The organism is Actibacterium ureilyticum, assembly GCF_002285435.1.
In the GTDB taxonomy this organism is placed as follows: Bacteria; Pseudomonadota; Alphaproteobacteria; order Rhodobacterales; family Rhodobacteraceae; genus Actibacterium_C; species Actibacterium_C ureilyticum.
In genome coordinates this window covers 457,668-478,645 of sequence record NZ_NSBT01000037.1, presented here as the reverse complement: position 1 = coordinate 478,645, position 20,978 = coordinate 457,668, and the positions used below count along the sequence as shown (strand labels likewise).

Sequence of the window (20,978 nt, the reverse complement as noted above, 5' to 3'; positions counted from 1 at the left end):
GCCTCCATTCTTCTTGGCGAAAATATCCTCGCCGAAGGCAAGAAAGTCCATGCGCAAACGTCGCCCGAAGGCGCATGGATCACGAGGCCTTCTTGATCCCCATCACCCGCGCCCGTGCGCGCGGATCGCTGTCGAACAGGCTGGCCAGTTGTTCGGTCATCGCGCCCGCCAGCTGCTCCACATCCGTGATCGTCACCGCCCGGTCGTAATAGCGGGTCACGTCATGGCCGATACCGATGGCGATCAGCTCGACCGCCTTCTTCTTCTCGACCATGGCGATTACGTCGCGCAGGTGCTTTTCCAGGTAATTCGCGGGATTCACCGACAGGGTGCTGTCATCCACCGGCGCACCATCGGAAATCACCATCAGGATCTTGCGCGCCTCGGGGCGGCCGACCATGCGGCGATGCGCCCATTCCAGAGCCTCGCCATCGATGTTTTCCTTCAAAAGCCCCTCTTTCATCATCAGGCCCAGATTGCTGCGCGTCCGCCGCATCGGCGCATCGGCGGGCTTATAGATGATATGGCGCAGGTCGTTCAGGCGCCCGGGCTGCTGCGCGCGCCCCTCGGCCAGCCATTTCTCGCGGCTCTGCCCGCCCTTCCAGGCGCGGGTGGTAAAGCCCAGGATTTCGACCTTGACGCTGCAGCGCTCCAGCGTGCGGGCCAGAACATCGGCGCAGATCGCCGCGATCGAAATCGGCCGCCCGCGCATCGAGCCGGAATTGTCCAGCAACAGCGTCACCACCGTGTCGCGAAACTCGGTATCCTTCTCGACCTTGAAGCTCAGGGGCGTGGTGGGGTTGGCCACGACCCGCGCCAGACGGCCCGCATCCAAGATGCCTTCCTCAAGGTCGAATTCCCAGCTGCGGTTCTGCTGTGCCTGCAACCGGCGCTGCAGCTTGTTGGCCAGACGGCTTACCGCGCCCTTCAGCGGCTCGAGCTGCTGATCGAGATAGGCCCGCAGCCGCTCCAGCTCCGCCGGTTCGGCCAGATCCTCGGCCCGGACCTCTTCGTCGAACTCGGTCGCGAAAACCACGTAATTCGGATCGGCATCGGAATGCGGCGGGGGCGGGGGCGGCTCCAGCGGCGCGTCGCCCTCGGGCAGCTCGGTTTCCTCGGACATTTCCTGATCGGCCAGATCATCCATGCTGACCTGCGCCTCGGCCATGTCCTGGGATTGCTCCTGGTCCTGCTCGGGGCTGGCATCGGCATCGTCCGAGCTGTCCTCGTCATCGCTGCCGGTGCTGTCGGGCTGATCGTCGTCCTGCTCTTCCTGGCTTTCCTCGGTGCTGTCGTCTTCCTCGCTGTCGGGATCCTCGCCCAGCTGGTCGCCATAGCCCAGATCGTCGATCACCTGGCGAGCGAACCTGGCAAAGGCCGCCTGATCGTTCAGCGTGTCTTCCAGCCCCTCCAGCGTGCCGCCGGCCTGTTCCTCGATGAACCCGCGCCACAGCTCCATCACGTTCTGCGCGCCCCCGGGCAGGTCGCGGCCCGTGGCCAGATGCCGGATCAGATACCCCGCAGCCGTCGCCAAGGGCGCGTCCGAGGCAGCGGTGATCTGGGCAAAGCCGCGCCGTTCGGCATCGGCGGCGATCATCGTGTCGATATTGCCTGCGGTGCCGGGCATGTGGCGGGCGCCCACGGCCTCGCACCGGGCCGATTCCATCGCCTCGTACAGGTCCCGCGCCATGTCGCCCGCAGGGGCATAGCGCTGGTGCAGCTTGGCATCGTGAAACCGGCGCCGCAGGGCAAAGGCATCCGCCGTGCCGCGCGCCAGCAGCACCTCGTCCCGGGTCATCCGGCGGCTGACCTGCGGCAGGCGGACGGTGTCGTCATTCATGCCCGGCGGATCGACGGAATAGTTGACGCTCAGCTCCGGATCGTCGGCCATGACCTTGGTGGCCTCGGCCAATGCCTTCTTGAACGGATCTGCCGGATTGTCGGATTGTTTCATGCGCCTGCGGACCTGCGATTACCCTGACCCGCAACCTAGAGGGTCCGGCTCCGCTTGGCCATAGGCCGAAGGTCTGAAATCACACGCCCAGGATCAGGCGGTGACAGCTGGCCAGATACCGGTCGGCCAGCGCGCGGTCCCGCGCCGAGCGGGCGGGCCGGTCGCCGAACACCGCCGATTGCAGCAGCGCCGCCTGTGCCAGCTTGGCGCTGACCTGCCAATGCAGGGCGGTACGCCCCGAAATGCCGGTCTGTCGCGCATCGGGCAGGGTCGCGGTGATCAGATCGTCGAAAACGGTTTTCAGCCGGGCCGTCCGTTCCGACGCGGCGCCATCGAACAGGCGCTGCTGTTCCTCCAGTGCCGACAGCCGCCCGGCGCAATCGGCAAAGACCCGCAAACGCTCTGCGGCCGAGGCCGGCAGGCCCCCCGCATGTCCGCCAAGCGGCATCAGAAGCAGGATGCACAGGATCAAAGTTTTCATATCGCCCATTATAAGGGCGATAATGGCAAAAATAGGATTAATAATACGCCGAAATAAAAAAACCCTCACCCCGGCAGGATCAGGTCCCGGCAATGCGACAGCCGCTCTGACAGGCGCTGCGTCGCGCGGTCGATGCGTGTTGGATCGTGGCTGTAATACCGGTCGGCCAGCAGATAGGCGACCTCGACCCAGCCGCTGGACCGCCAGGTCACCGCCTGTTGCGGCGTCAGGCCATCGGCAATCGCGGCGGGCAGGGTCGCCTCTAGCAGCATCAGGAAATCGGCGCTGAAGCGTTCGGTCTGGTTGGCGTCCGGGTCCCGGTCGGCCCGCTGGCGGGTCGCCATCGCCTGTAGCCGCCCGGCGCAGGTGGCGAACATCTCGGCCCGTTGCTGGGGCGAGCCGGGCAGGGCAGATGCGGCATGCGTCGTCACAATCAACAGGACCATGCCGCAAAGGGTGCGGGTCACTGTGTGTGTCATGTCACAAGGTTATGACAGGCTGTGGTTAAGTCAAGATAAATGTATATACATTAGATATTGATTAAATACCCAATGCACAGGCATTTGCTTTACTCGATATCCGTCAGACCGATCCGCCCCGCCGCCAATCGCGCCAGGATATCCACATGCACATCCAGCGCGTCGATCACCCTGTATCCCGGGGTTTGACTGTCGAAGGCCAGGTTCAGATCGGTCCCCGCCAGCACAATGGCCTGCGCGCCGTGGTCCGTGACCATCCGCGCGCCCGCATCCAGAAACAGCGCCCGCTGTTCGGGCGTACAGGTCCCGGTCACCGCCATGTCCTGATAGGTCTGGCCCAGCGTTTCGATCCGGTCGTCCAGCGCCACGGCGCGGGTGCGGGTCAATTGGCCATAAAGCCGGGTGCGCATCACCACGCGCGTGCCCAGAAGGCCCACGCAATCAAGCCCTTGCGCCGCGAAATAGGCATCCAGCGGCGTGACCGCCGACACAAGCGGCAGCGACGACAGCGCAACGGTTTCATCGAAACAGAAATGCCCGCCCAGCGAGGTGATCGCCGCGCAATCGCAGCCCGCCGCGCGCAGCCGGTCGATCAGCGGTGCATAAACGGCGGCCTGCGCCGCCCGGTCATCGGCCAGATTTTTGCGGATCAGTTCCTGCACATCGGCATGCACGATGGTCAGCTCCAGCCGCCCACCCAACGCCGCAACCGCCCGGGTCAGGCGCTGGTAATAGACAACGGTCGCGGCCACGCCGATGCCGCCGATCAGGCCGATATGAAGCGGCCTGCCGCTCATTCCTGCGGATGACGGATCGGCACGGCCCGTTTACCCCAGGCTCATGCTGGCAGCGCTTTCCGGCAGTTCCTCGTCAAAGCAGCGCTGATAGAACTCGGCCACCGTCTGGCGCTCCAACTCGTCGCATTTGTTGAGGAAGGTCAGGCGGAACGCATAGCCCACATCGCGGAAGATCCCGGCATTCTGCGCCCAGGCAATCACGGTCCGGGGGCTCATCACCGTGGACAGATCGCCATTCATGAACGCGGTGCGGCTCAGATCGGCCACGGTGACCATCTGGCTGATGATCTTGCGGCCCTTTTCGGTGTTATAGGTCGGGTTCTTGGCCAGCACGATATTGGTTTCGGCGTCGTGGCTGAGGTAGTTCAGCGTGGCCACCAGCGACCAGCGGTCCATCTGGCCCTGGTTGATCTGTTGCGTACCGTGATAAAGGCCGGTGGTGTCGCCCAGACCCACGGTGTTTGCGGTGGCGAACAGCCGGAAATACGGGTGGGGGGTGATCACCTCATTCTGGTCCAGCAGGGTCAGCTTGCCGTCAACCTCCAGCACGCGCTGGATCACGAACATGACATCGGCGCGGCCCGCATCGTATTCGTCGAAGACGATCGCGGTGGGGTTGCGCAGCGCCCAGGGCAGGATGCCTTCCTGGAACTCGGTCACCTGCTTGCCGTCGCGCAGCTTGATCGCGTCCTTGCCGATCAGGTCGATCCGGCTGATATGGCTGTCCAGGTTCACCCGCACGCAGGGCCAGTTCAACCGGCTGGCGACCTGTTCGATATGGGTCGATTTGCCGGTGCCGTGATAGCCCTGGATCATCACGCGGCGGTTGTGGGAAAAACCCGCCAGAATGGCCAGCGTGGTGTCGGGATCGAATTTATAGGTGCTGTCCAGATCGGGCACGCGATCGGTCCGCTCGGCAAAGCCCTTGACCACCATGTCGCTGTCGATCCCGAAAACCTCGCGAACCGAGATCTCTTCGGTGGGTTTTGCCTGCAATTCGATCTTGCCATCCGCCATCTTGGCCGTCCTTCAACTCGGGTCTGTCCTATCCTTGTCAGTGGTGCAGCATTCCGCCCGGGGCTGCAAGGGGACAATCCCAGAAACTGCGGCCCTACGACCAAGGTCGGGCCGGATAGGTCCCCACGACGCCGCGCCCGGTCACGGCGCCATCACATTGCCGTGCGTTGCCTGTACTTGGCGCCTTGCGGGCAGTACCGATGATCTGACATCGATGTGAGGTCCGCCATGAACCGCCGCAGCTTTCTGTTCGCCGGAACCGCCCTGGCCGGGGCCGCCGCCGCCGGCCTGACCCGCGCCACGGGCGCCGGGTTCGAAATCACCCGGACCGAGGCAGAGTGGCGCGCGATGCTGACGCCGCTGGAATACAAGGTGATGCGGCAAGAGGGCACCGAACGCGCCGGGACATCGCCGCTGGACAAGCTTTATGACGCGGGCACGTATCTTTGCCGGGGCTGCGACCTGCCGCTCTATGCCTCGCGGCACAAATATGACAGCGGTACCGGCTGGCCCAGCTTCTGGCAGGCGCTGCCGAACGCGGTCGCCACAAAACCCGACCGCAAGTTGCTGGTGGTACGCACCGAGCTGCATTGCCGCCGCTGCGGATCGCATCTGGGCCATGTCTTCGACGACGGGCCCGAACCCACCGGCAAGCGGCATTGCATCAACGGCGTCAGCCTGAAATTCGTGGCCGCCTGATCAAAGGCGCGCCTGCGGCGCAAGACATGGGTGTGATTGGGGCGCTGCCCCAAACCCCGAGATATTTGGAGCAAGATGAAAGGGACCCCTTTCATTGCTCGTCAAATACTCCCGCCGGAGGCATGAAAGATCGCGCCCCGGAACGGGGCGCCCGGCTCAATTCTGGAAGCTGCGGCTGTCCTTGATCTGATCCCAGGCCCAGACGACCTCCTGCAAGCGGTCCTCGTCCTGGCGATTGCCGCCATTCATGTCGGGGTGCAGGTCCTTGACCAGGGATTTGTACTGTTTGCGGATCTCGGCCTTGGTCCAGTGATCCTTGGCTTCCAGGATATCCAGCGCCTTGCGTTCGGTGGGGGGCAGCCGGCGGGTGCCGGTGATCGACTTTCCCGGGTTGCGCGTGGCGTTTTCGCCCAGCACCTGATGCGGGTCGTCGACGCCCAGCCGGGCCCAGGCGCGCTGTTCCTCGGATTGCTTGCCGAATGGCTTGGTCTCGCGTCCCCAGACGCGGTCCTTGTCCATCTGCTCTTCCATTTCCTCGGGCGTGCTGCCGTTGAAGAAATTCCATTTCAGATTGTATTCGCGCACGTGGTCCTTGCAGAACCACAGAAACTCATCCAGGTGGTCCGGCGATTTCGGCGCGCGGTATTGGCCCGCCTCCTGACAGCCGGGATGTTCGCACACACGTTTCGAGGTCTCGAACGCCCCCGACATGCCGCGTTTTCCACGCGTGCGTTTCTTTTTGTCAGCCGACACCGAAATGTCGAATCCGAAGGGATCGTTCTTCGTCATAATTCGTCACCTATCCGACTCGGACATGAGAGTTTAGACCTTTGGGATCAGGATTGAAGGGGTGAGATACGAAAAATGGCCGTTGTGGACGAAATACGCCAAAAACTTGAGCAGGCCTTTGCGCCCGATCTGCTGGAGGTCGTGGATGAAAGCGAAATGCACATCGGGCATGCGGGCTATCAGGAGGGCGGCGAGAGCCATTTCCGCGTGCGGATGCGCAGCGCGGCGCTGGCGGGGCAAAGCCGGATCGCGCGGCATCGGGCCGTGCATGTGGCGCTGGGGGCCGATCTGATCGGGCGGATCCATGCGCTGGCGCTGGATCTGGACGCCTAGCGGCTATTCGGCGGCGACGTCTTCGCCGGGGCGCTTGGCGGGTCCGAGATCGGGCGCGCTGCCTTCGGCGGGGCGGGCGACGGCGGGGGCCTTGCCCTCGGGCGCGTCGGCGGTCAGCGAGGCGACGGCCGCGGCGGCCATGTCCTCGGGCGTGCGCTGTGCGACGACCGGTTCGGGTTTCGGGTCGACCGCCGGGGCCTCTGTCGCCGGAACAGCGGCGGTTTCAGGGGCGGGATCGGCCAGGCTGCGGCGGAAGACCAGCATGTTGCGGAAAGTCGTGGTCTTGCCGGTCAGGCCGCTGCGTTCCTCGCAGGGCAGGGTGTCGGTGCGCTGATATTCCCAGCCCTCGGCGCCCTGTTCGTTCATCAGTTCCATCAGGACATGGGCGAACCGGTTGTCGGTGCCCTTGACGCCCTTGGTCCGCGCGGCCTTGACGGGCGCGGGAATGACTTTGTACTCGAAACGCGGCATCGCTTCCCCCTGGTTGGCGAAGTTGCACATTATCCGATTCGCGGTGGACATGTCCAAAAAGCTGTACGCCCTTGCGCAATTTGCGCCAGCGGGGCAGCGGCGCAACAGGTCGCTTGCCTTGGGTTAGCGGGCCGGGGCGCGGGCAAAGGCATCGTTGAACAGCGGGCCCAGCCGGGCGCCGAAATGGCGTTCGCCCGCCGCGCTCCAATGGACGCCATCGGCCCAATAGAACGCATCGCAGGTGATGAAATCCCGGCCCACGTCGAACTGCAGCATCTCTTCGGCGGGCATATAGGACAGGCGGGGATGGGCGGCCTTGGCCACCGCCTGTGACAGCGCATCATCCAGCATCCGGAACGGGGCCGTTTGATCCTGTTTCAGCGTATAGTCGAAATTGCAGCCCTTTTTCAGGACGAAACCCATGTCGATCTGCGGCTCGATCCGGGGGCCCAGCCAAACGGTGTCGACCAGATCGGCCAGCCGGGTCAGGCCGGCGATGGTCTTGGCCAGGGCGGGCTGGTTGATCGTGTATTGACCGACCACGGCGGGGTCGGTGTCGATGACGAAATACTCGCCCTCGCTCTCGCCGTCCTCGTTCAGCAGCAGGAAGGTGCCCAGCTGGTTATAGACCGCCAGGCGGAACAGCCCCGGTTCGGCTTCGAGGAACGAAAGATAGTCCTGGATGCGGCATTCGGGGCGGTCCGCTTCGGTGTGGAAGGTGCAGCCGCCCTTGCCCAGACCGATCAGGAAGGGCGCGTTGCTGTTGGTGACGGCGGCGCCGAACAGGTCGCCCGCGATGCTGTCGCCGATCAACAGGATGCCGGGGCCGTATTTTGCGTGACACGCCCGGATGCGCTGTTGCAAGGCCGCGTCCAACTCGCCCGCGATGACCCGGCAATCGCCATCGTCGATCAGGTTGTATTTGTCCTGTTTGATCGATCTCACCATCTGATAGACCCTGACCGTGGTCGGGTCGGAATAGGCGAGCCACAGTGTCTCGCGCCCCTTGGTCAACTGCCCCCAGGCACCGAAGGCCCCGATGGCCAGCGTGACCAGCGCCGATCCAAGGAACACCGACCGGCGCGTCACCAGCAGACGCGGGTTGGGCGTGCGGAAGGGCGTTTCGATGAAATAATAGCTCAGCACCGCCAGCACGAAGGTCGCGCCGATCAGCACCAGATAGATCGTGTCGGTCAGCTCGCCGGTCGATTGGATGCGGGCAAAGGCGAAAAGCGGTTGGTGCCACAGATACAGGCTGTAGCTGATCTTGCCGATGAACACGATGGGCGCCAGCGACAGCAGTGCAAAGGTGATCGAGCCTTGCCGGGAATAGAGCAGGATCAGCGCCACGCCCAGCACCGGCAGCACCGCGAAAATCGACGGAAAGGGCGTCGCGTCTTCAAAGCCGAAGAGCGCCACGGCGATCATCCCCAGACCGGCCAGCGATAACAGGTTGGCCCGCCCGGTATTCTGCCCGCCCGCACCGACCTTCGCCGCGATCAGCGCGCAGATCGACCCTGCGAACAGCTCCCACGCGCGCGAGAAGATCAGATAGAAATTCGCGGTCGGGATATTGCGCCAGGCCCATTCGCTGAAAGCCAGGCTGGCCAGCGCAATCGCCACGATGCTGAGCAGCAGATAGCGCCGCTGGTATCGCCACATCAGGAACAGGAAGACCGGCAGGAAAATGTAATACTGCTCCTCGATCGCCAGGCTCCAGGTGTGCAGCAGCGGCTTTTCCTCGGCATCGGGGTGGAAATAGCCGGTTTCCAGCCAGAACAGGACGTTCGACACGAACAGAAGCGTCGCGATCAGGCTTTGCGAGAAATCCTTGAACTCTTCGGGCGTCATCAGCGCCAGCGCGAAGGGGATGCAGAATACCAGAACCGCCGACAGGGCCGGCAGGATGCGACGGGCGCGGCGTTCGTAGAAATTCAGGATCGAAAACCGCCCCTCGCGGATTTCAGTCATCAGGATCGAGGTGATCAGAAACCCGCTGATCACAAAGAAGATATCGACCCCGATATAGCCGCCGCTGATCCAGGAGAACTCGGCATGGTGGAACAGAACGGGCAACACCGCGACGGTGCGCAGACCGTCGATATCCGCACGATAAAAAGAGCGCGCCATCCGTTAATCCAACATACTTTTCAAAACCTTGGCGATGCTAGCAACGGGGCGGGTGATTTTCAAGAGAGATCGCCGCAGCGCAGAGAAGCCGGGGCCATAATGCCCCTTAGCCGCCCGCGGTCAGAACCTGGGTGCATTCCGCGCCCAGGCCGGTTTCCAGTTTCCGGCGTAATTCATCGGCCCTATCACGCAGCGTTTCCAGACCGGATACAAACTGATCCACGCCGGGGATGTGTTCCAATTCGTTGGCGATGGCGCTTTCGGCCCGGTGCAGTGTGTCGTTCACGCTTTTCATCACGAAATGTTCGATCCGATGTTCGAACCGCACCATCCCGTTTTCGAGCGCGTTCAGGTCCAGCCCCATGCTGTGCAGGATGCCTTTGACGATCACATCCCACTTGTGCCGCAGTTCGTCGATCCGGGCGTCGATCTTGTGCAGCGCCGTGTTCATCTGGCGAAAGGCGGCGGAGGTCGTGACCTCTTGCACGACGGCATTGATGGCGCCGAGAAAACTGCCGATGCCCTGCAGCGCCCCGTCGATCGCCGAACTGACCTTGAAAAACGCCGACAGGTGGCTTTCGATGGCGCCCATGGCCTTGGACAGGTCGATTTTCACCGTGTCGATGATAGCGTTCAGCGCCTGGGCGCAGTTGTTCACCTGCCGCCCGTGCCCGTGTCTGCGTATCAGGTCATCGACCCCGGCCTTGAACGCGTGCAGCTTGTCCAGAACCGCGTCGAACTGGCCCTGAACTGTGTCGACAGGGGCCTTGATCCTATCCAGCCCGGCCTTGAGGTCGCCAAGCGCCTTGTCGATCTGCGACAGGAAACTGCGCGCTTCGCCGATCAGACCGCCGGGCGGGCTGGGCAGCACGAACGGGTGAATGGCCCTGGCCATCGCACCTGCGGGCGGGCCGATCTCGGGCAGGAACGAAATATCATTCGCCAGTTTCTGAACGGTGGTCAGGGGGCCGTGGATCTTGGTCAGATCGCCCTCCATCTTGGCCGGGTACCCAAGTGTTTTCTTAAGATCCCCAAGCAGTTGCTGCAGGCTTTTGATGTCGCTGTCCGCGCTGCCAACGGCATCTATCATGTCCTGCAGGTTAAGGCTGAGCGCCTGTAGCGGCGTGTGTTCCGAATGGGCCATTGGAAAAATCCCGAACGTCAATGAAATGCCGCATCCTAGCGCTGACGGGCTCGAAAATACAGCACATCCCGCCCGCCCGAGCAAAAGCAAAGGCGCGCAGGGTTGGCCTGCGCGCCTTGATCCATTCAGAAAGTGGGTGACCCTAAAGGCCCAGCTTCGCCGCCACGATTTCGTTGACGGCCTTGGGGTTGGCCTTGCCGCCGGTGGCTTTCATCACCTGACCCACGAACCAGCCCGCCAGTTTCGGGTTCTGCTTGGCCTTTTCGACCTGGGCGGGGTTGTCGGCGATCACCTGTTCGACGGCGGTCTCGATCGCGCCGGTATCGGTGACCTGCTTCATGCCACGCGCTTCCACGATCTCGGCCGGGTCGCCGCCTTCGGTATAGACGATCTCGAACAAATCCTTGGCGATCTTGCCCGAGATGTCGCCCTTGGCGATCAGGTCCAGGATGCCGCCCAACTGCGCGGGGTTGACCGGGCTTTCGGTGATGCCGTGGTCTTCCCGTTTCAGGCGGCCGAACAGCTCGTTGATAACCCAGTTGGCGGCCAGCTTGCCGTCGCGGCCTTCGGCCACGGCTTCGAAATAGGCGGCGTTTTCGGCCTCGGCGGTCAGCACGTCGGCATCGTATTCGGTCATGCCGAAATCATTGACGAACCGCGCTTTTTTCTCGTCCGGCAGCTCGGGCAGGGTGGCGGCGATGTCGTCGACCCAGCCCTGTTCGATTTCCAGCGGCAGCAGGTCGGGGCAGGGGAAATAGCGGTAATCATGCGCCTCTTCCTTGCTGCGCATGGTGCGGGTTTCGCCCTTGTCGGGGTCGAACAGGCGGGTTTCCTGATCGACCGAACCGCCGTCTTCCAGGATCGCGATCTGGCGACGGGCCTCGTATTCGATGGCCTGCTGAATGAACCGCATGGAGTTCATGTTCTTGATCTCGCACCGCGTGCCCAGATGGCTGAAATCCTGGGTCTCCTGGTATTTCTCGTAATCCCCCGGGCGGCAGACGCTGACGTTCACGTCGGCGCGCAGGTTGCCGTTCTGCATGTTGCCATCGCAGGTGCCCAAGTAACGCAGGATCTGGCGCAGCTTGCCGACATAGGCCGCGGCCTCTTCCGGGCCACGGATGTCGGGGCGGCTGACGATTTCCATGAGCGCGACGCCGGTGCGGTTCAGGTCGACAAAGGACATATGCGGGTCCATGTCGTGGATCGACTTGCCCGCGTCCTGTTCCAGGTGGATGCGTTCGATCCGCACCCGCCGGGCCACGCCGGGGCCCATATCGACGATCACTTCGCCTTCGCCAACAATCGGGTGGTAAAGCTGCGAAATCTGATAGCCCTGCGGCAGGTCGGGATAGAAATAGTTCTTGCGGTCAAAGGCCGAAAACAGGTTGATTTCCGCCTTCAGCCCTAGCCCGGTTTTCACCGCCAGCGCGACGCAGCCCTCGTTGATGACGGGCAGCATGCCGGGCATGGCGGCGTCCACAAAGGCGACGTTGGAATTGGGCTCGGCCCCGAAGGTGGTCGAGGCGCCGGAAAACAGCTTGGCCTTGCTGGCCACCTGGGCGTGCACCTCCAACCCGATGACCAGTTCCCAGTCGCCGGTGGCGCCTGCGATCACTTTGGGTTTGGGGGCTTCATAGGCAAGGTGGTCAAGCATCGTGTCTGTCCTTCACGGGATTGATCCGTGTTCTAGGGCAGGGGCGCGAAGGGGGCAAGAGCCGCTTCGCGCCAACGAGCACCTGCGCCCGCGTCAGAACAGGCCCGAATCCCGCGCCGTGATCGCGGCCTGGGTGCGGTTGTTGACCCCCAGCTTGCGATAGAGCGTTTTCATGTGCAGCTTGATCGTCGGTTCGGTCAGATCCAGGTCGCGGGCGATTTCCTTGTTCGACTTGCCCGTCGACAACCCGCGCAGCACGTCCATCTCGCGCGGGGTCAGGCGCTTGGCCAGCGGGTGCTCGTCGGCCTCTTCTGGGGCGGTCATGAAGTCGATGGGCGCGTATTGTTCGCCCATAGCCATGAATTTCACCGCGTTGACCAGCGATTTCGCCGGCAGCGTCTTGGGGATGAAGCCCGCCGCGCCCATTTCCAGCGCCTGTTCGGCGATCTCGCGCGTGGCCTCGCCCGAGATCAGCGCGACCCGCTGGCCGCCCTCCATCGCGATGGCCTCGCGCAGGCTGTCCAGCCCGTTCATGCCGGGCATCTTGAAATCCAGCAGCACCAGGTTGAAGGGACCGTCGCTGCGGATCTGGTCACAGGCTTCGGGGAAACTGGCGGCGGCCGCCGTTTCGATGGACCCGTCCGCCCCCAGGAACGCCACAAGCGTATCGCGCAACAGATCGTGATCGTCGGCAATCAAAATTCTCATCACTACTCACCATATCCGGTTGTCCCATCTAAGCAGCTAATCCCTGACTTGTTAAGCGCCTGTGGGCCCGATCGCGCCGCGCGAACGGACATGGCGGCCTATACGCCCGTATAGCGGCAGGGGACCGGCGGGCGCGCCGGGTGCTCAGCGGGGCGTGGATGGCGCGATATGGGCGCGGGGCTGTCCGTTGGCGGAATTGCGCCGCGGCGGCGGGGCGGGGCACCCATAGGGGTACAGGATCGACCCCGAAAGGCCCCGACATGAAACACGACCCCGCAACCGCATTCGCACAGCGCTTTGCCATCCCGCCGCCCATTCCCACCCGCCGCGTGATGGGGGTGCCGGTGGTCGATGCATCCACCCGGCGCACGGCGGACTGGCTGCTGGCCGGTGGCGCGCGGACGGTCTTTTTCCTGAACGCCCATTGCGCCAACCTGTGCGCGGGCAATGCCGGTTACGCCGCGGCGCTGGAGCGGGCCGATGCGGTGCTGCCCGACGGGATCGGGATCGAGCTTGCGGCGCGGATGACCGGGGGCGGGCTGACGCAGAACCTGAACGGCACCGATTTCACCCCCGCGCTGCTGCGCGCAGCGGCGGCGCAGGGCAAATCGGTCTATCTGTTCGGGGCGCGGCCGGGCACGGCGGCGGCGGCGGGGCGCGCTTTGGCGCGGAAGATCCCCGGCCTGCGGATTGCGGGACCCGCGACGGCTATGACGGTGCGCGCGATACCGGTGCTGTGCTGCGGGCGATCAACGGCTCGGGCGCCGACATCGTCCTGGTGGCCATGGGTGCGCCGCTGCAAGAGCTGTGGATCGACCGCAATGCCCGTCACCTGTCGGCGGGGCTGATCCTGGGCGTGGGCGGGCTGTTCGATTTCCTGGCCGGTACGGTCCGGCGCGCGCCGCTTTGGGTGCGCAAGGCGCGGATGGAATGGGTCTGGCGCCTGGCGATGGAGCCGCGCCGCCTGGCGCGCCGGTATCTGCTGGGCAATGTGGCCTTCATGGTGCGCGCGGCCCTGCATGCGCGGCGTCAGGGGCGCGGTGCCAGCCCGGCCCCGAACACCCGCGCCGCGCGACCCTATCCGAACGGATAGGGTGCCCATCCCGAAACCCCGTGCCCAAGATCGCCGGTTTGGCCTATGATGTGCCTGCGTATCGAGGAGACGATCATGTACCGACTGAAAACCCTGTGTGTTGCCGTTATGGCGACACTGATGACCCTGACCGGACACGCGGCCCGGGCCGAAGGCCTGCCGGCCCCCACGGGCGAGGTCATTCTGACTGTTACCGGAAACATCACCCAGACCAACGCCCCCGACGCCGCGCAGTTCGACCTTGAGATGCTGCAGGCGCTGGATGCCAGCGAGATCGTCACCGACACGATCTGGACCGAGGGCGAGCAGGTCTTCGTCGGTGTGCGCCTGAACACGCTGCTGGAGCATGTGGGCGCCCAGGGCGAAACGCTGGCTGCCGTGGCGATCAACGATTACGCGGTGGAAATCCCGGTCTCGGACGCGACCGATGACGGGCCGATCGTGGCCTATGCGCTGAACGGCAACGCCATGCACCGCCGCGAAAAGGGGCCGCTTTGGGTGATCTATCCCTATGCCGCGTCCAACAAGTTCCGGTCCGAGGTGATCTATTCGCGCAGCATCTGGCAACTCGACAGGATCGACGTGAAGCAGTAAGCCCCAGATGTCGCCCGAAACCGAAGACCGTGACATGTCCGGATTGCGAAATCTCAGGCGCCGGGGATCTGTCATCCTTGTGCTGGTGGCCGCGCTTTGCGTGGCCACAATCGCGTTTCTGGCGGTCGAGATCGTGCGCGACCTGCGGCTGCTCAGCTCGGCCAATTCCGACAATGTGCAATGGACCCTGTCCCAGGCCGAGGTCGAATTCCTGGAATTCCAGCACGCGCTGGACCTGGCGCGGGAAAATCACGTTCCCGACCTCGAGGCGGTGCGGCGCGAATTCGATATCTTCTACAGCCGGATGTCGACCCTTTCGACCGGCGCCCTTTACGCGCCGCTGCGCGATCTGCCGGAATTCGGCAGCGCGCTGAACCTGGTGAAATCCCGCCTGGATGCGATGATCCCGCTGATCGATGGCGACCCCGCCGCGCTGCGGGCGGGGCTGGAAACGCTTGCCGAGGGGGCCGATGCATCGCGCGGCGATGTGCGGCGGATCGCCAATTCCGGCCTGCTGGTCTTTGCCGAGCAATCCGATGCGCGCCGCCGGTCGATTGCGGTCACGCTGCTGCGCATGGCCTTTCTGACCACCACGCTGGTCGTCGCGCTGGTCATCCTGATGCGCCACGCCCAGATCGCGGGCCGGGTCGCCAAGCGCCGCGGGCGAGAGCTCACCTCGGCCCTGTCGCGGATGGATACGATCCTGGAAGCGTCGCTGGATGCGCTGGTTGTGTCGGACCTGCAGGGGCGGATCCTGGATTTCAACAGCGTGTCGGAACGGATCTTCGGCTATCGGCGCGAGGATGTGATCGGCAGGACCCTCGGCGATATCCTGATCCCCGACCATCTGCGCGATGCGCACGAGGCGGGCATGCGCCGCTTTGCCCTGACGGGCGAGCGTCATGTGGTGGGCATGGGCCGGGTCGAACTGGAAGCGCAGCGCAAGAACGGCGAGGTCTTCCCGGTCGAGCTGGCGCTGGAAATGGCCGATACCGAAAGCGGGCAGATCATCATCGGCTTCCTCCGCGACATCTCGCAGCGGGTAAAGGACGAGGCCGAACTGGTCGAGGCACGCGACAGCGCGTTGGCCGGTGAAAAGGCCAAGGCCGAGTTCCTGGCGATGATGACGCACGAGATCCGCACGCCGCTGAACGGGGTTCTGGGCAACCTGTCGCTGCTGCGCAAGACCCGGCTGGACAGCGAACAGGAACGCTTCGTGCGCCATATGGGGATCTCCGGCAAGTTGCTGATGTCGCACGTGGATGCGGTTCTGGATATCGCGCGGTTCGAAAGCGGGATGACCGAAACCCAAGGCCAGGCGGTGCATCTGGGGCGGCTTGTGCAGGATATCGTGGATTCCCAGCTGGGCGCGGCCGAAGCGCATGGCAATATCGTGGAATGGAGCTGGACCGGCCCCCCCGCCACCTGGGTCGAGGTGGATTCCTCGCGCCTGCAACAGGTGATCCTGAACCTGCTGGGCAACGCCATCAAGTTCACCACCGACGGTCGGATCGCGATCGAGCTGGAACAGGTCGGCGCCGATGGCGCGGCGGCGGTCGAGTTCCGCATCATCGACACCGGGATCGGCATTGCCGAGGCCGATCTTTCGCGGGTCTTCGACGATTTCGAATCCCTCGCCAAGCCGCTCAAATCGGATCTGGGCGGCACCGGGCTGGGTCTGGGCATCGCCAAGCGTTTCGTGACCGCCATGGGCGGCGAGATCGGCGTCGAAAGCACCCTGGACGAGGGCAGCGTGTTCTGGTTCCGCATTCCGGTCGTGCCCGCCAGCGCCACCGACGCGACCGACAGCCACGCGCCGGACACGGCTGCGCTGCGCGGGCTGCGGATCCTGGTGGCCGAGGATAACGAGATCAACCTGCATCTGGCGCAGGATCTGCTGGGCGGCATGGGCCACAAGGTGACCGCCGCGCAAAACGGGTTGCAGGCGGTGGATATCGCCCAGCACCAGCGGTTCGACCTGGTGCTGATGGATATCCGCATGCCGGTCATGGACGGTCTGGCCGCGACCCGCGCCATCCGCGAAGGGGGCGGACCGAACGCCGATATCCCCATCGTGGCGTTTTCCGCCAATGTCCTGCCCGAGGCCAAGGACCGCTTCCTGTCGGGGGGGATGTCGGCCTTTCTGGGCAAGCCGCTGGACCCTGACGAGCTGGTGATGCTGCTGAACCGGCTCTGCGGCCCGGATGCGGCCGCCCCGGCAACGCCCCCGGTTTCGGCCCCCGCCGCCAAAGCCCCGCCACCGCCACGGGCCCCCGCCGACCCGATCGCCGCGCTCAAGGACCGCTATCTGGCCGAGGCGGCCGCGCTTTTCGACTGGTTGGCCGGGGCGCCCGGCGACATGGCGGCGATTGCCGACCGCTGCCACCAGATCGCGGGCAGCGCCGCCGCCTTCGGACAGCCCGATCTGCGCACCGCGCTGCTGCATGTCGAGGCCGCGGCCGAGGCGGGCGACCACGACCGTCTGGCCCGCGCCATTGCCGACGCCCGCGTCGCCTGGCACGAGGCCCCGGCGCCGCGGATCGCCTGACCGGCACGTCCCGCCATCCGCGCGGGATAGGGCACCGGGCCTGCGCGCATAGAGATCCTAGTCGACAGGATAGGTCCCACCCCCAATGTGTGCCTCGCCCGTCCCGCCGCGCGGGCGACAGGGCAGGGGCCGACAGGCTAGCTCTGGGTCAGAGATTGGAGACCCACAGTGACCCGCACCCCAGCTATCCTTTTTGCCCCCCTGACAGCCCGCAACGGGCGCGCGGGCCGGTCGGTGGACGCGATCTTTCCCCACGACCAGCACAGAGCGCGCCCATGACCAAGTTTTCCGTCGTCATCCCGGCCCTGAACGCCGAAAAGACCCTGACCCAGACCCTGCGCGGGGTGCAGGTCCAGACCTGCCGCGACTGGGAGGCGATTGTCGTCGACGACGGTTCGACCGACGGCACGGTGGCGCTGGCCCGGCGCTTTGCGCGGGCCGATCACCGCATCCGTGTGGTGCCCAACCCCGGCAAGGGTCCCAGCGCGGCGCGGAATTTCGGCGCCATCGATTGTGCCAGCGGCACCTATGTGGCGTTTTGCGATGCCGATGATGTCTGGGCGCCCGGCAAGCTGACCAGCGTCGCCCAGCGGTTCGCCGAGGGCGAGGTCGAGGCCGTGTTCGGCCAGATCGGCTTTTTCCAGAACCAGCCGCACAAGATCCGCACCAGGTCGACCGTGCCCGAGGGCGAAATCAGCATCCGCATGCTGCTGGGCGAAAACCCGGTCTGCACGTTGTCGAACCTGACCGTGGCGCGCGCGGTGTTCGAGGCGACAGGCGGGTTCGACGCCGATCTGCTGCATAACGAGGATCTGGATTGGCAGATCCGGCTGATCGGACAGGGCTATCGGCTGTGCGGCGTGAACCATCTGCATGTCTGCTATCGCACCTCGGGCAGCGGGCTGTCCTCGGACCTGACGGCGATGATCGCGGCCCGTGATCGCGCGCTGCTGACCGCCCAGAGCTTTGGCGTGACCGTCCGCCCGGCGGAAGAGGCGCTGCATTACCGCTATCTCGCGCGGCGGGCGCTGCGACTGAACCTGGCGCCCCGGATCGCCTGGGACATGACCCGTCGCGGCCTGTCGCGCGATGCGCGGTCGTTTCTCTGTCCGCCGCGGCGCGGGGCGGCGACGGCGCTGGGCGCGCTGTTGGCGCAGGTGTTGCCCGCGGCGGTCCGGCGAAGCCTGTTTTCCCACTGAGGAGGTCCGGAATGCCCCTTGCCTCCATCGTCGTTCCCGCCTTCAACGCCGCCGCAACCCTGCCGGACACGCTGCGGTCGCTGCAGGGCCAGACCTGCCGCGATCTCGAGGTGGTGGTGGTCGATGACGGCTCGACCGACGAGACCGCCGCGATCGTCGCCCACGCCGCCGATGCCGACCCGCGCATCCGGCTGGTCAAGCAGCCCAATCGCGGCCTGGCGGGGGCGCGCAACAGCGGCATCGCCCAGGCGACCGGCGCCTATATCGGGTTCTGCGACGCAGACGACCTGTGGCACCCGGCCAAGCTGCAGACCCATATCGCCCATTTCGCCACCGCGCCCGCCGTCGGGCTCAGCTTTTCGGGGTCGCTTCTGATCGACGCACAGGGCCGCGCCACGGGCCACGCGCAACGGCCCCGCTTGGCGGGGATCACCCCGCGCCATGTGTTCAAGCGCAACCCGGTCGGCAACGGCTCGGCCCCTGTGTTCCGCCGCGCCGCGCTGGACGCGATCGCCTGGCGGCCCCGGATCGAATTCCAGCGCGACTGGATCTTCGACGAGACCTTTCGCCAGTCCGAGGATATCGAATGCTGGCTGCGTTTCGCGCTGTGCACCGACTGGCGGATCGAGGGCGTGCCGGGGCTGTTGACCTGTTACCGGATCCACCGTGACGCGCTGTCGGCCGATACCGACCGCCAGATGCAGTCCTGGGAACGGATGGTGGTCAAGCTGCGCCCGCTTGCGCCGGCCTTCTTTGCCACCCATACCGATGCCGCGCGGGCCTATCAGCTGCGCTATCTGGCGCGTCGGTCGGTACGCAATGGCGATGCGGCGGCGGCCTGTCGTCTGGCCGCGCAGGCGCTGGCGGCCTCGCGCGCGCCGTTGGTCGAGGAGCCGCTCAAGACCCTGACCACCTGGCTGGCCGCCCGCGCGTTGCAGCGGTTCGGCCGCGCGCCGCTGGATTGGGCGGCGGCGCTGCGCCGTCTGGCTGCCCGCCACATGCCGGAAAGAACGCCATGACCCGCCTGCCCACGATCCTGCACCTGATCGACGACACCACGCCCGGCGGGGTGATGCGGGTGCTTGGCCATCTGGCCAGCTGCCCGCGCCTGGCCGTCGGGGGATGCCATGTTGTCCGCTCGGTCTCGCGCGGCGGGGCGCTGCCGCGGGTTCAGGCCGATATCGCCGTGTCGCACCTGGCGCTGGGCTGGCGCGGGCTGCTCCGGCTGGTGGCTTTTCGGCACCGTCATGCGGGGATGCCGATGGTGCATGTCGAACACAGCTATACCCCCGCTTTCGCGACACAGAACGTGCCCGCGCGGCGGCGCTTCCTGACCATGCTGCGCACCGGTTATGCCCAGTTCGACGCCGTGGTCGCCGTCAGCCCCGCCCAGGCCGATTGGCTGCGGGCGCAGGGGCTGGTGCCACCCGGCGCGCTGCGGATGATCCGGTCCGCCGTCGACCTGTCGGCCTTTCGCGCCATGCGGCCCCCGTCGGGCGGGGGCAGGCATATCGGCGCCATCGGGCGGCTCGACCGGCAAAAGGGCTTCGACATCCTGATCCCGGCCTTTCGGCTGATCACCGACCCGCAGGCGCGGTTGACCCTGTTCGGCGCGGGCCCCGAGGCCGCGCGGCTGCACGCCATGGCCGCCGGGGACGCCCGGATCGGCTTTCACGGGCTGGTCAAGACACCGGCCAGCGCCATGGCCTCGGTCGATGCGGTCGCCATGCCCTCGCGGTGGGAGGCCTATGGCCTTGTCGCGCTCGAGGCGCGGGCGGCGCGGCGCCCGTTGGCGCTGGCGGCGGTGGATGGCCTGAGCGATCACGCCGGGCCGGGGGTGGCCATGGTGCCGGGGGGATCGGTGGCGGATTGGGCCCGGGCGCTGCGGCAGCTGATGAACGCCCCGCCACCGCCCGCGCCACGCGGCACCCTGAGCCTGGTCGAGGCCGACTTCGCCCGCGCCTGGCAGGGGGTGATTGATGACCTGCTGGCCCGCCGGGCACGCCCTGCGCGCAACACCGACGACCTTGCCGCCCCGCCACACGAGCCGCAGGGGATCGCGGCGGGCAAGGGGCCTGTGACGGCTTTTCTTTGACCTGTTCCCTGGACCACAAGGCCGGTACCGACAGGCCCCTTGCCCCCGATCCTAGGCCCGCTGCGCGGCAATGCTTCCCCGCCGCAGCCGCGATAGCGACACCGCGTGAAAGGCCAGGAAAATCGCCACGAAAAAGCCCGGAAACAGACCCAACGGATCGGCGTTGATGATGTTGGGCGCATCGTGCGACATCAGGTGCAGGAACCCCTCGGACGTCATCAGCCCGGTCAGCACCGCCACCACGAAATCGGCCAGCCCGATAACGTTGGCCCGCTGGATCTTCGCTTCGGCATCCGCGTCGCCCCGCGCGGCGGCCCGCATCGCGGTGTATCCCGCGATCCCGGCCCAGATATCGCCCAGGCCTGCGGGCAGGGCGAATTGCCATGGGATCTCTCCCAGCGCCCAACCGATCAGGAACACACCCCCCATGATGCGCGGGATCTGGAAGCCGATCAGTTGCGCGTGGCTGGCCTCATCGCTGATTGCCCGGCCTGTGGCCGTCAGCCGCGCCAGCGCCCACAACGTACCCGCGCCGCCAAGCATGAACATCATGACATAGGGCGGATCGGTGATGGTGGGCGGCGGCATCATCAGGCCAGACCGGGTGACCATGCTGGCCACCGCATACCACAGGCCAAAGACCCCTGCCGTGACGATCACAGCGCGGATCGCGCGCGACGGGCCAAGCCCCGCAGCCTGGGCGTTCAGTGCCACCAGTCCAATGGTAATCCCGGGCAAAAGCACCGCGAAGAACAGGACATAGGCATGGATGAAATTGTGGAACATGGGA

The 20,978-nt window shown here is 65.4% G+C and carries 19 protein-coding genes and 1 pseudogene; 8 read left to right on the top strand and 12 right to left on the bottom strand.

Annotated elements, in window-relative coordinates:
• Positions 1 to 79: 79 nt before the first annotated feature.
• The 5 genes from cobT to cobS all read right to left on the bottom strand — a co-directional run bounded on the left by cobT (position 80) and on the right by cobS (position 4,728).
• Positions 80 to 1,954 carry a cobaltochelatase subunit CobT gene (gene cobT, locus CLM60_RS15270; protein ID WP_095589982.1) on the bottom strand — a complete coding sequence of 625 codons (1,875 nt, stop codon included), beginning with the start codon at positions 1,952 to 1,954 and terminating at the stop codon, positions 80 to 82.
• Between the two features lie 79 nt (positions 1,955 to 2,033).
• Complete coding sequence (locus tag CLM60_RS15265) at positions 2,034 to 2,435, bottom strand: hypothetical protein (protein WP_141246538.1); 402 nt, start codon at positions 2,433 to 2,435, stop codon at positions 2,034 to 2,036.
• Positions 2,436 to 2,500: 65 nt separating this feature from the next.
• Positions 2,501 to 2,902: a hypothetical protein gene (locus tag CLM60_RS15260; RefSeq protein WP_141246537.1), complete on the bottom strand. Its 402-nt coding sequence runs from the start codon at positions 2,900 to 2,902 to the stop codon at positions 2,501 to 2,503.
• Positions 2,903 to 3,003: 101 nt separating this feature from the next.
• Positions 3,004 to 3,711: an aspartate/glutamate racemase family protein gene (locus tag CLM60_RS15255; RefSeq protein ID WP_095589979.1), complete on the bottom strand. Its 708-nt coding sequence runs from the start codon at positions 3,709 to 3,711 to the stop codon at positions 3,004 to 3,006.
• A 30-nt stretch (positions 3,712 to 3,741) separates the two neighbouring features.
• Entirely contained in the window at positions 3,742 to 4,728 is a 987-nt protein-coding gene (gene cobS / locus CLM60_RS15250; protein WP_095589978.1) for a cobaltochelatase subunit CobS, read from the bottom strand.
• Between the two features lie 228 nt (positions 4,729 to 4,956).
• Here cobS and msrB point away from each other — a divergent pair, with 228 nt between their 5' ends.
• A complete protein-coding gene (msrB, locus tag CLM60_RS15245; RefSeq protein WP_095589977.1) occupies positions 4,957 to 5,427 on the top strand; it encodes a peptide-methionine (R)-S-oxide reductase MsrB in 471 nt (156 codons plus the stop codon).
• Between the two features lie 156 nt (positions 5,428 to 5,583).
• On the opposite strand, the gene CLM60_RS15240 is transcribed toward msrB, so the two are convergent.
• Entirely contained in the window at positions 5,584 to 6,216 is a 633-nt protein-coding gene (locus tag CLM60_RS15240) for a J domain-containing protein (protein ID WP_095589976.1), read from the bottom strand.
• A gap of 75 nt (positions 6,217 to 6,291) precedes the next feature.
• Between CLM60_RS15240 and CLM60_RS15235 the strand changes: the two genes are divergently transcribed.
• Complete coding sequence (locus tag CLM60_RS15235) at positions 6,292 to 6,549, top strand: BolA family protein (protein ID WP_095589975.1); 258 nt, start codon at positions 6,292 to 6,294, stop codon at positions 6,547 to 6,549.
• 3 nt (positions 6,550 to 6,552) lie between these two features.
• Here the strand turns inward: CLM60_RS15235 and CLM60_RS15230 are convergent, their stop codons facing one another.
• The 5 genes from CLM60_RS15230 to CLM60_RS15210 form a co-directional block, all read right to left on the bottom strand.
• Positions 6,553 to 7,020 (bottom strand): DUF4177 domain-containing protein, encoded by a 468-nt coding sequence (locus tag CLM60_RS15230; protein ID WP_095590724.1) that lies wholly within the window; start codon positions 7,018 to 7,020, stop codon positions 6,553 to 6,555.
• 123 nt (positions 7,021 to 7,143) lie between these two features.
• Positions 7,144 to 9,150: an acyltransferase family protein gene (locus CLM60_RS15225; RefSeq protein ID WP_095589974.1), complete on the bottom strand. Its 2,007-nt coding sequence runs from the start codon at positions 9,148 to 9,150 to the stop codon at positions 7,144 to 7,146.
• Between the two features lie 106 nt (positions 9,151 to 9,256).
• Complete coding sequence (locus tag CLM60_RS15220) at positions 9,257 to 10,294, bottom strand: VPS52 family protein (protein ID WP_095589973.1); 1,038 nt, start codon at positions 10,292 to 10,294, stop codon at positions 9,257 to 9,259.
• 142 nt (positions 10,295 to 10,436) lie between these two features.
• Positions 10,437 to 11,951 (bottom strand): Asp-tRNA(Asn)/Glu-tRNA(Gln) amidotransferase subunit GatB, encoded by a 1,515-nt coding sequence (gene gatB, locus CLM60_RS15215; protein ID WP_095589972.1) that lies wholly within the window; start codon positions 11,949 to 11,951, stop codon positions 10,437 to 10,439.
• Positions 11,952 to 12,044: 93 nt separating this feature from the next.
• Positions 12,045 to 12,659 (bottom strand): response regulator transcription factor, encoded by a 615-nt coding sequence (locus CLM60_RS15210; RefSeq protein ID WP_095589971.1) that lies wholly within the window; start codon positions 12,657 to 12,659, stop codon positions 12,045 to 12,047.
• A 158-nt stretch (positions 12,660 to 12,817) separates the two neighbouring features.
• Between CLM60_RS15210 and CLM60_RS21415 the strand changes: the two are divergent.
• The 6 genes and pseudogenes from CLM60_RS21415 to CLM60_RS15180 all read left to right on the top strand — a co-directional run bounded on the left by CLM60_RS21415 (position 12,818) and on the right by CLM60_RS15180 (position 20,188).
• Positions 12,818 to 13,752: pseudogene (locus tag CLM60_RS21415) on the top strand (WecB/TagA/CpsF family glycosyltransferase).
• Positions 13,753 to 13,827: 75 nt separating this feature from the next.
• Positions 13,828 to 14,346: a putative pterin-binding protein gene (locus CLM60_RS15200; RefSeq protein ID WP_245848429.1), complete on the top strand. Its 519-nt coding sequence runs from the start codon at positions 13,828 to 13,830 to the stop codon at positions 14,344 to 14,346.
• A 34-nt stretch (positions 14,347 to 14,380) separates the two neighbouring features.
• Positions 14,381 to 16,894 (top strand): hybrid sensor histidine kinase/response regulator, encoded by a 2,514-nt coding sequence (locus CLM60_RS15195; protein WP_095590722.1) that lies wholly within the window; start codon positions 14,381 to 14,383, stop codon positions 16,892 to 16,894.
• A gap of 275 nt (positions 16,895 to 17,169) precedes the next feature.
• Positions 17,170 to 18,093, top strand: coding sequence for a glycosyltransferase family 2 protein (locus CLM60_RS15190; protein ID WP_095589970.1), 924 nt, complete (start codon positions 17,170 to 17,172; stop codon positions 18,091 to 18,093).
• An 11-nt stretch (positions 18,094 to 18,104) separates the two neighbouring features.
• A complete protein-coding gene (locus CLM60_RS15185; protein ID WP_095589969.1) occupies positions 18,105 to 19,112 on the top strand; it encodes a glycosyltransferase family 2 protein in 1,008 nt (335 codons plus the stop codon).
• Positions 19,109 to 20,188, top strand: a complete 1,080-nt coding sequence (locus tag CLM60_RS15180; RefSeq protein WP_095589968.1) for a glycosyltransferase — start codon at positions 19,109 to 19,111, stop codon at positions 20,186 to 20,188. Before CLM60_RS15185 ends, CLM60_RS15180 begins: the two co-directional genes overlap by 4 nt.
• 51 nt (positions 20,189 to 20,239) lie before the next feature.
• Here CLM60_RS15180 and CLM60_RS15175 read toward each other — a convergent pair whose 3' ends face one another.
• Positions 20,240 to 20,974, bottom strand: coding sequence for a hypothetical protein (locus tag CLM60_RS15175; protein WP_095589967.1), 735 nt, complete (start codon positions 20,972 to 20,974; stop codon positions 20,240 to 20,242).
• Positions 20,975 to 20,978: the final 4 nt, after the last annotated feature.

What these genes read in the sequence shown, in the direction of transcription:
- CLM60_RS15200 (WP_245848429.1), top strand. Translation starts at nt 13,828, where the DNA reads ATGTACCGACTGAAAACCCTGTGTGTTGCCGTTATGGCGACACTGATG.
- msrB (WP_095589977.1), top strand. Translation starts at nt 4,957, where the DNA reads ATGAACCGCCGCAGCTTTCTGTTCGCCGGAACCGCCCTGGCCGGGGCC.
- CLM60_RS15185 (WP_095589969.1), top strand. Translation starts at nt 18,105, where the DNA reads ATGCCCCTTGCCTCCATCGTCGTTCCCGCCTTCAACGCCGCCGCAACC.
- CLM60_RS15210 (WP_095589971.1), bottom strand. Translation starts at nt 12,659, where the DNA reads ATGAGAATTTTGATTGCCGACGATCACGATCTGTTGCGCGATACGCTT.
- cobT (WP_095589982.1), bottom strand. Translation starts at nt 1,954, where the DNA reads ATGAAACAATCCGACAATCCGGCAGATCCGTTCAAGAAGGCATTGGCC.
- CLM60_RS15220 (WP_095589973.1), bottom strand. Translation starts at nt 10,294, where the DNA reads ATGGCCCATTCGGAACACACGCCGCTACAGGCGCTCAGCCTTAACCTG.
- CLM60_RS15230 (WP_095590724.1), bottom strand. Translation starts at nt 7,020, where the DNA reads ATGCCGCGTTTCGAGTACAAAGTCATTCCCGCGCCCGTCAAGGCCGCG.
- CLM60_RS15175 (WP_095589967.1), bottom strand. Translation starts at nt 20,974, where the DNA reads ATGTTCCACAATTTCATCCATGCCTATGTCCTGTTCTTCGCGGTGCTT.
- CLM60_RS15190 (WP_095589970.1), top strand. Translation starts at nt 17,170, where the DNA reads ATGACCAAGTTTTCCGTCGTCATCCCGGCCCTGAACGCCGAAAAGACC.
- CLM60_RS15240 (WP_095589976.1), bottom strand. Translation starts at nt 6,216, where the DNA reads ATGACGAAGAACGATCCCTTCGGATTCGACATTTCGGTGTCGGCTGAC.
- CLM60_RS15235 (WP_095589975.1), top strand. Translation starts at nt 6,292, where the DNA reads ATGGCCGTTGTGGACGAAATACGCCAAAAACTTGAGCAGGCCTTTGCG.
- cobS (WP_095589978.1), bottom strand. Translation starts at nt 4,728, where the DNA reads ATGGCGGATGGCAAGATCGAATTGCAGGCAAAACCCACCGAAGAGATC.
- CLM60_RS15255 (WP_095589979.1), bottom strand. Translation starts at nt 3,711, where the DNA reads ATGAGCGGCAGGCCGCTTCATATCGGCCTGATCGGCGGCATCGGCGTG.
- CLM60_RS15180 (WP_095589968.1), top strand. Translation starts at nt 19,109, where the DNA reads ATGACCCGCCTGCCCACGATCCTGCACCTGATCGACGACACCACGCCC.
- CLM60_RS15195 (WP_095590722.1), top strand. Translation starts at nt 14,381, where the DNA reads ATGTCCGGATTGCGAAATCTCAGGCGCCGGGGATCTGTCATCCTTGTG.
- gatB (WP_095589972.1), bottom strand. Translation starts at nt 11,951, where the DNA reads ATGCTTGACCACCTTGCCTATGAAGCCCCCAAACCCAAAGTGATCGCA.
- CLM60_RS15225 (WP_095589974.1), bottom strand. Translation starts at nt 9,150, where the DNA reads ATGGCGCGCTCTTTTTATCGTGCGGATATCGACGGTCTGCGCACCGTC.
- CLM60_RS15265 (WP_141246538.1), bottom strand. Translation starts at nt 2,435, where the DNA reads ATGAAAACTTTGATCCTGTGCATCCTGCTTCTGATGCCGCTTGGCGGA.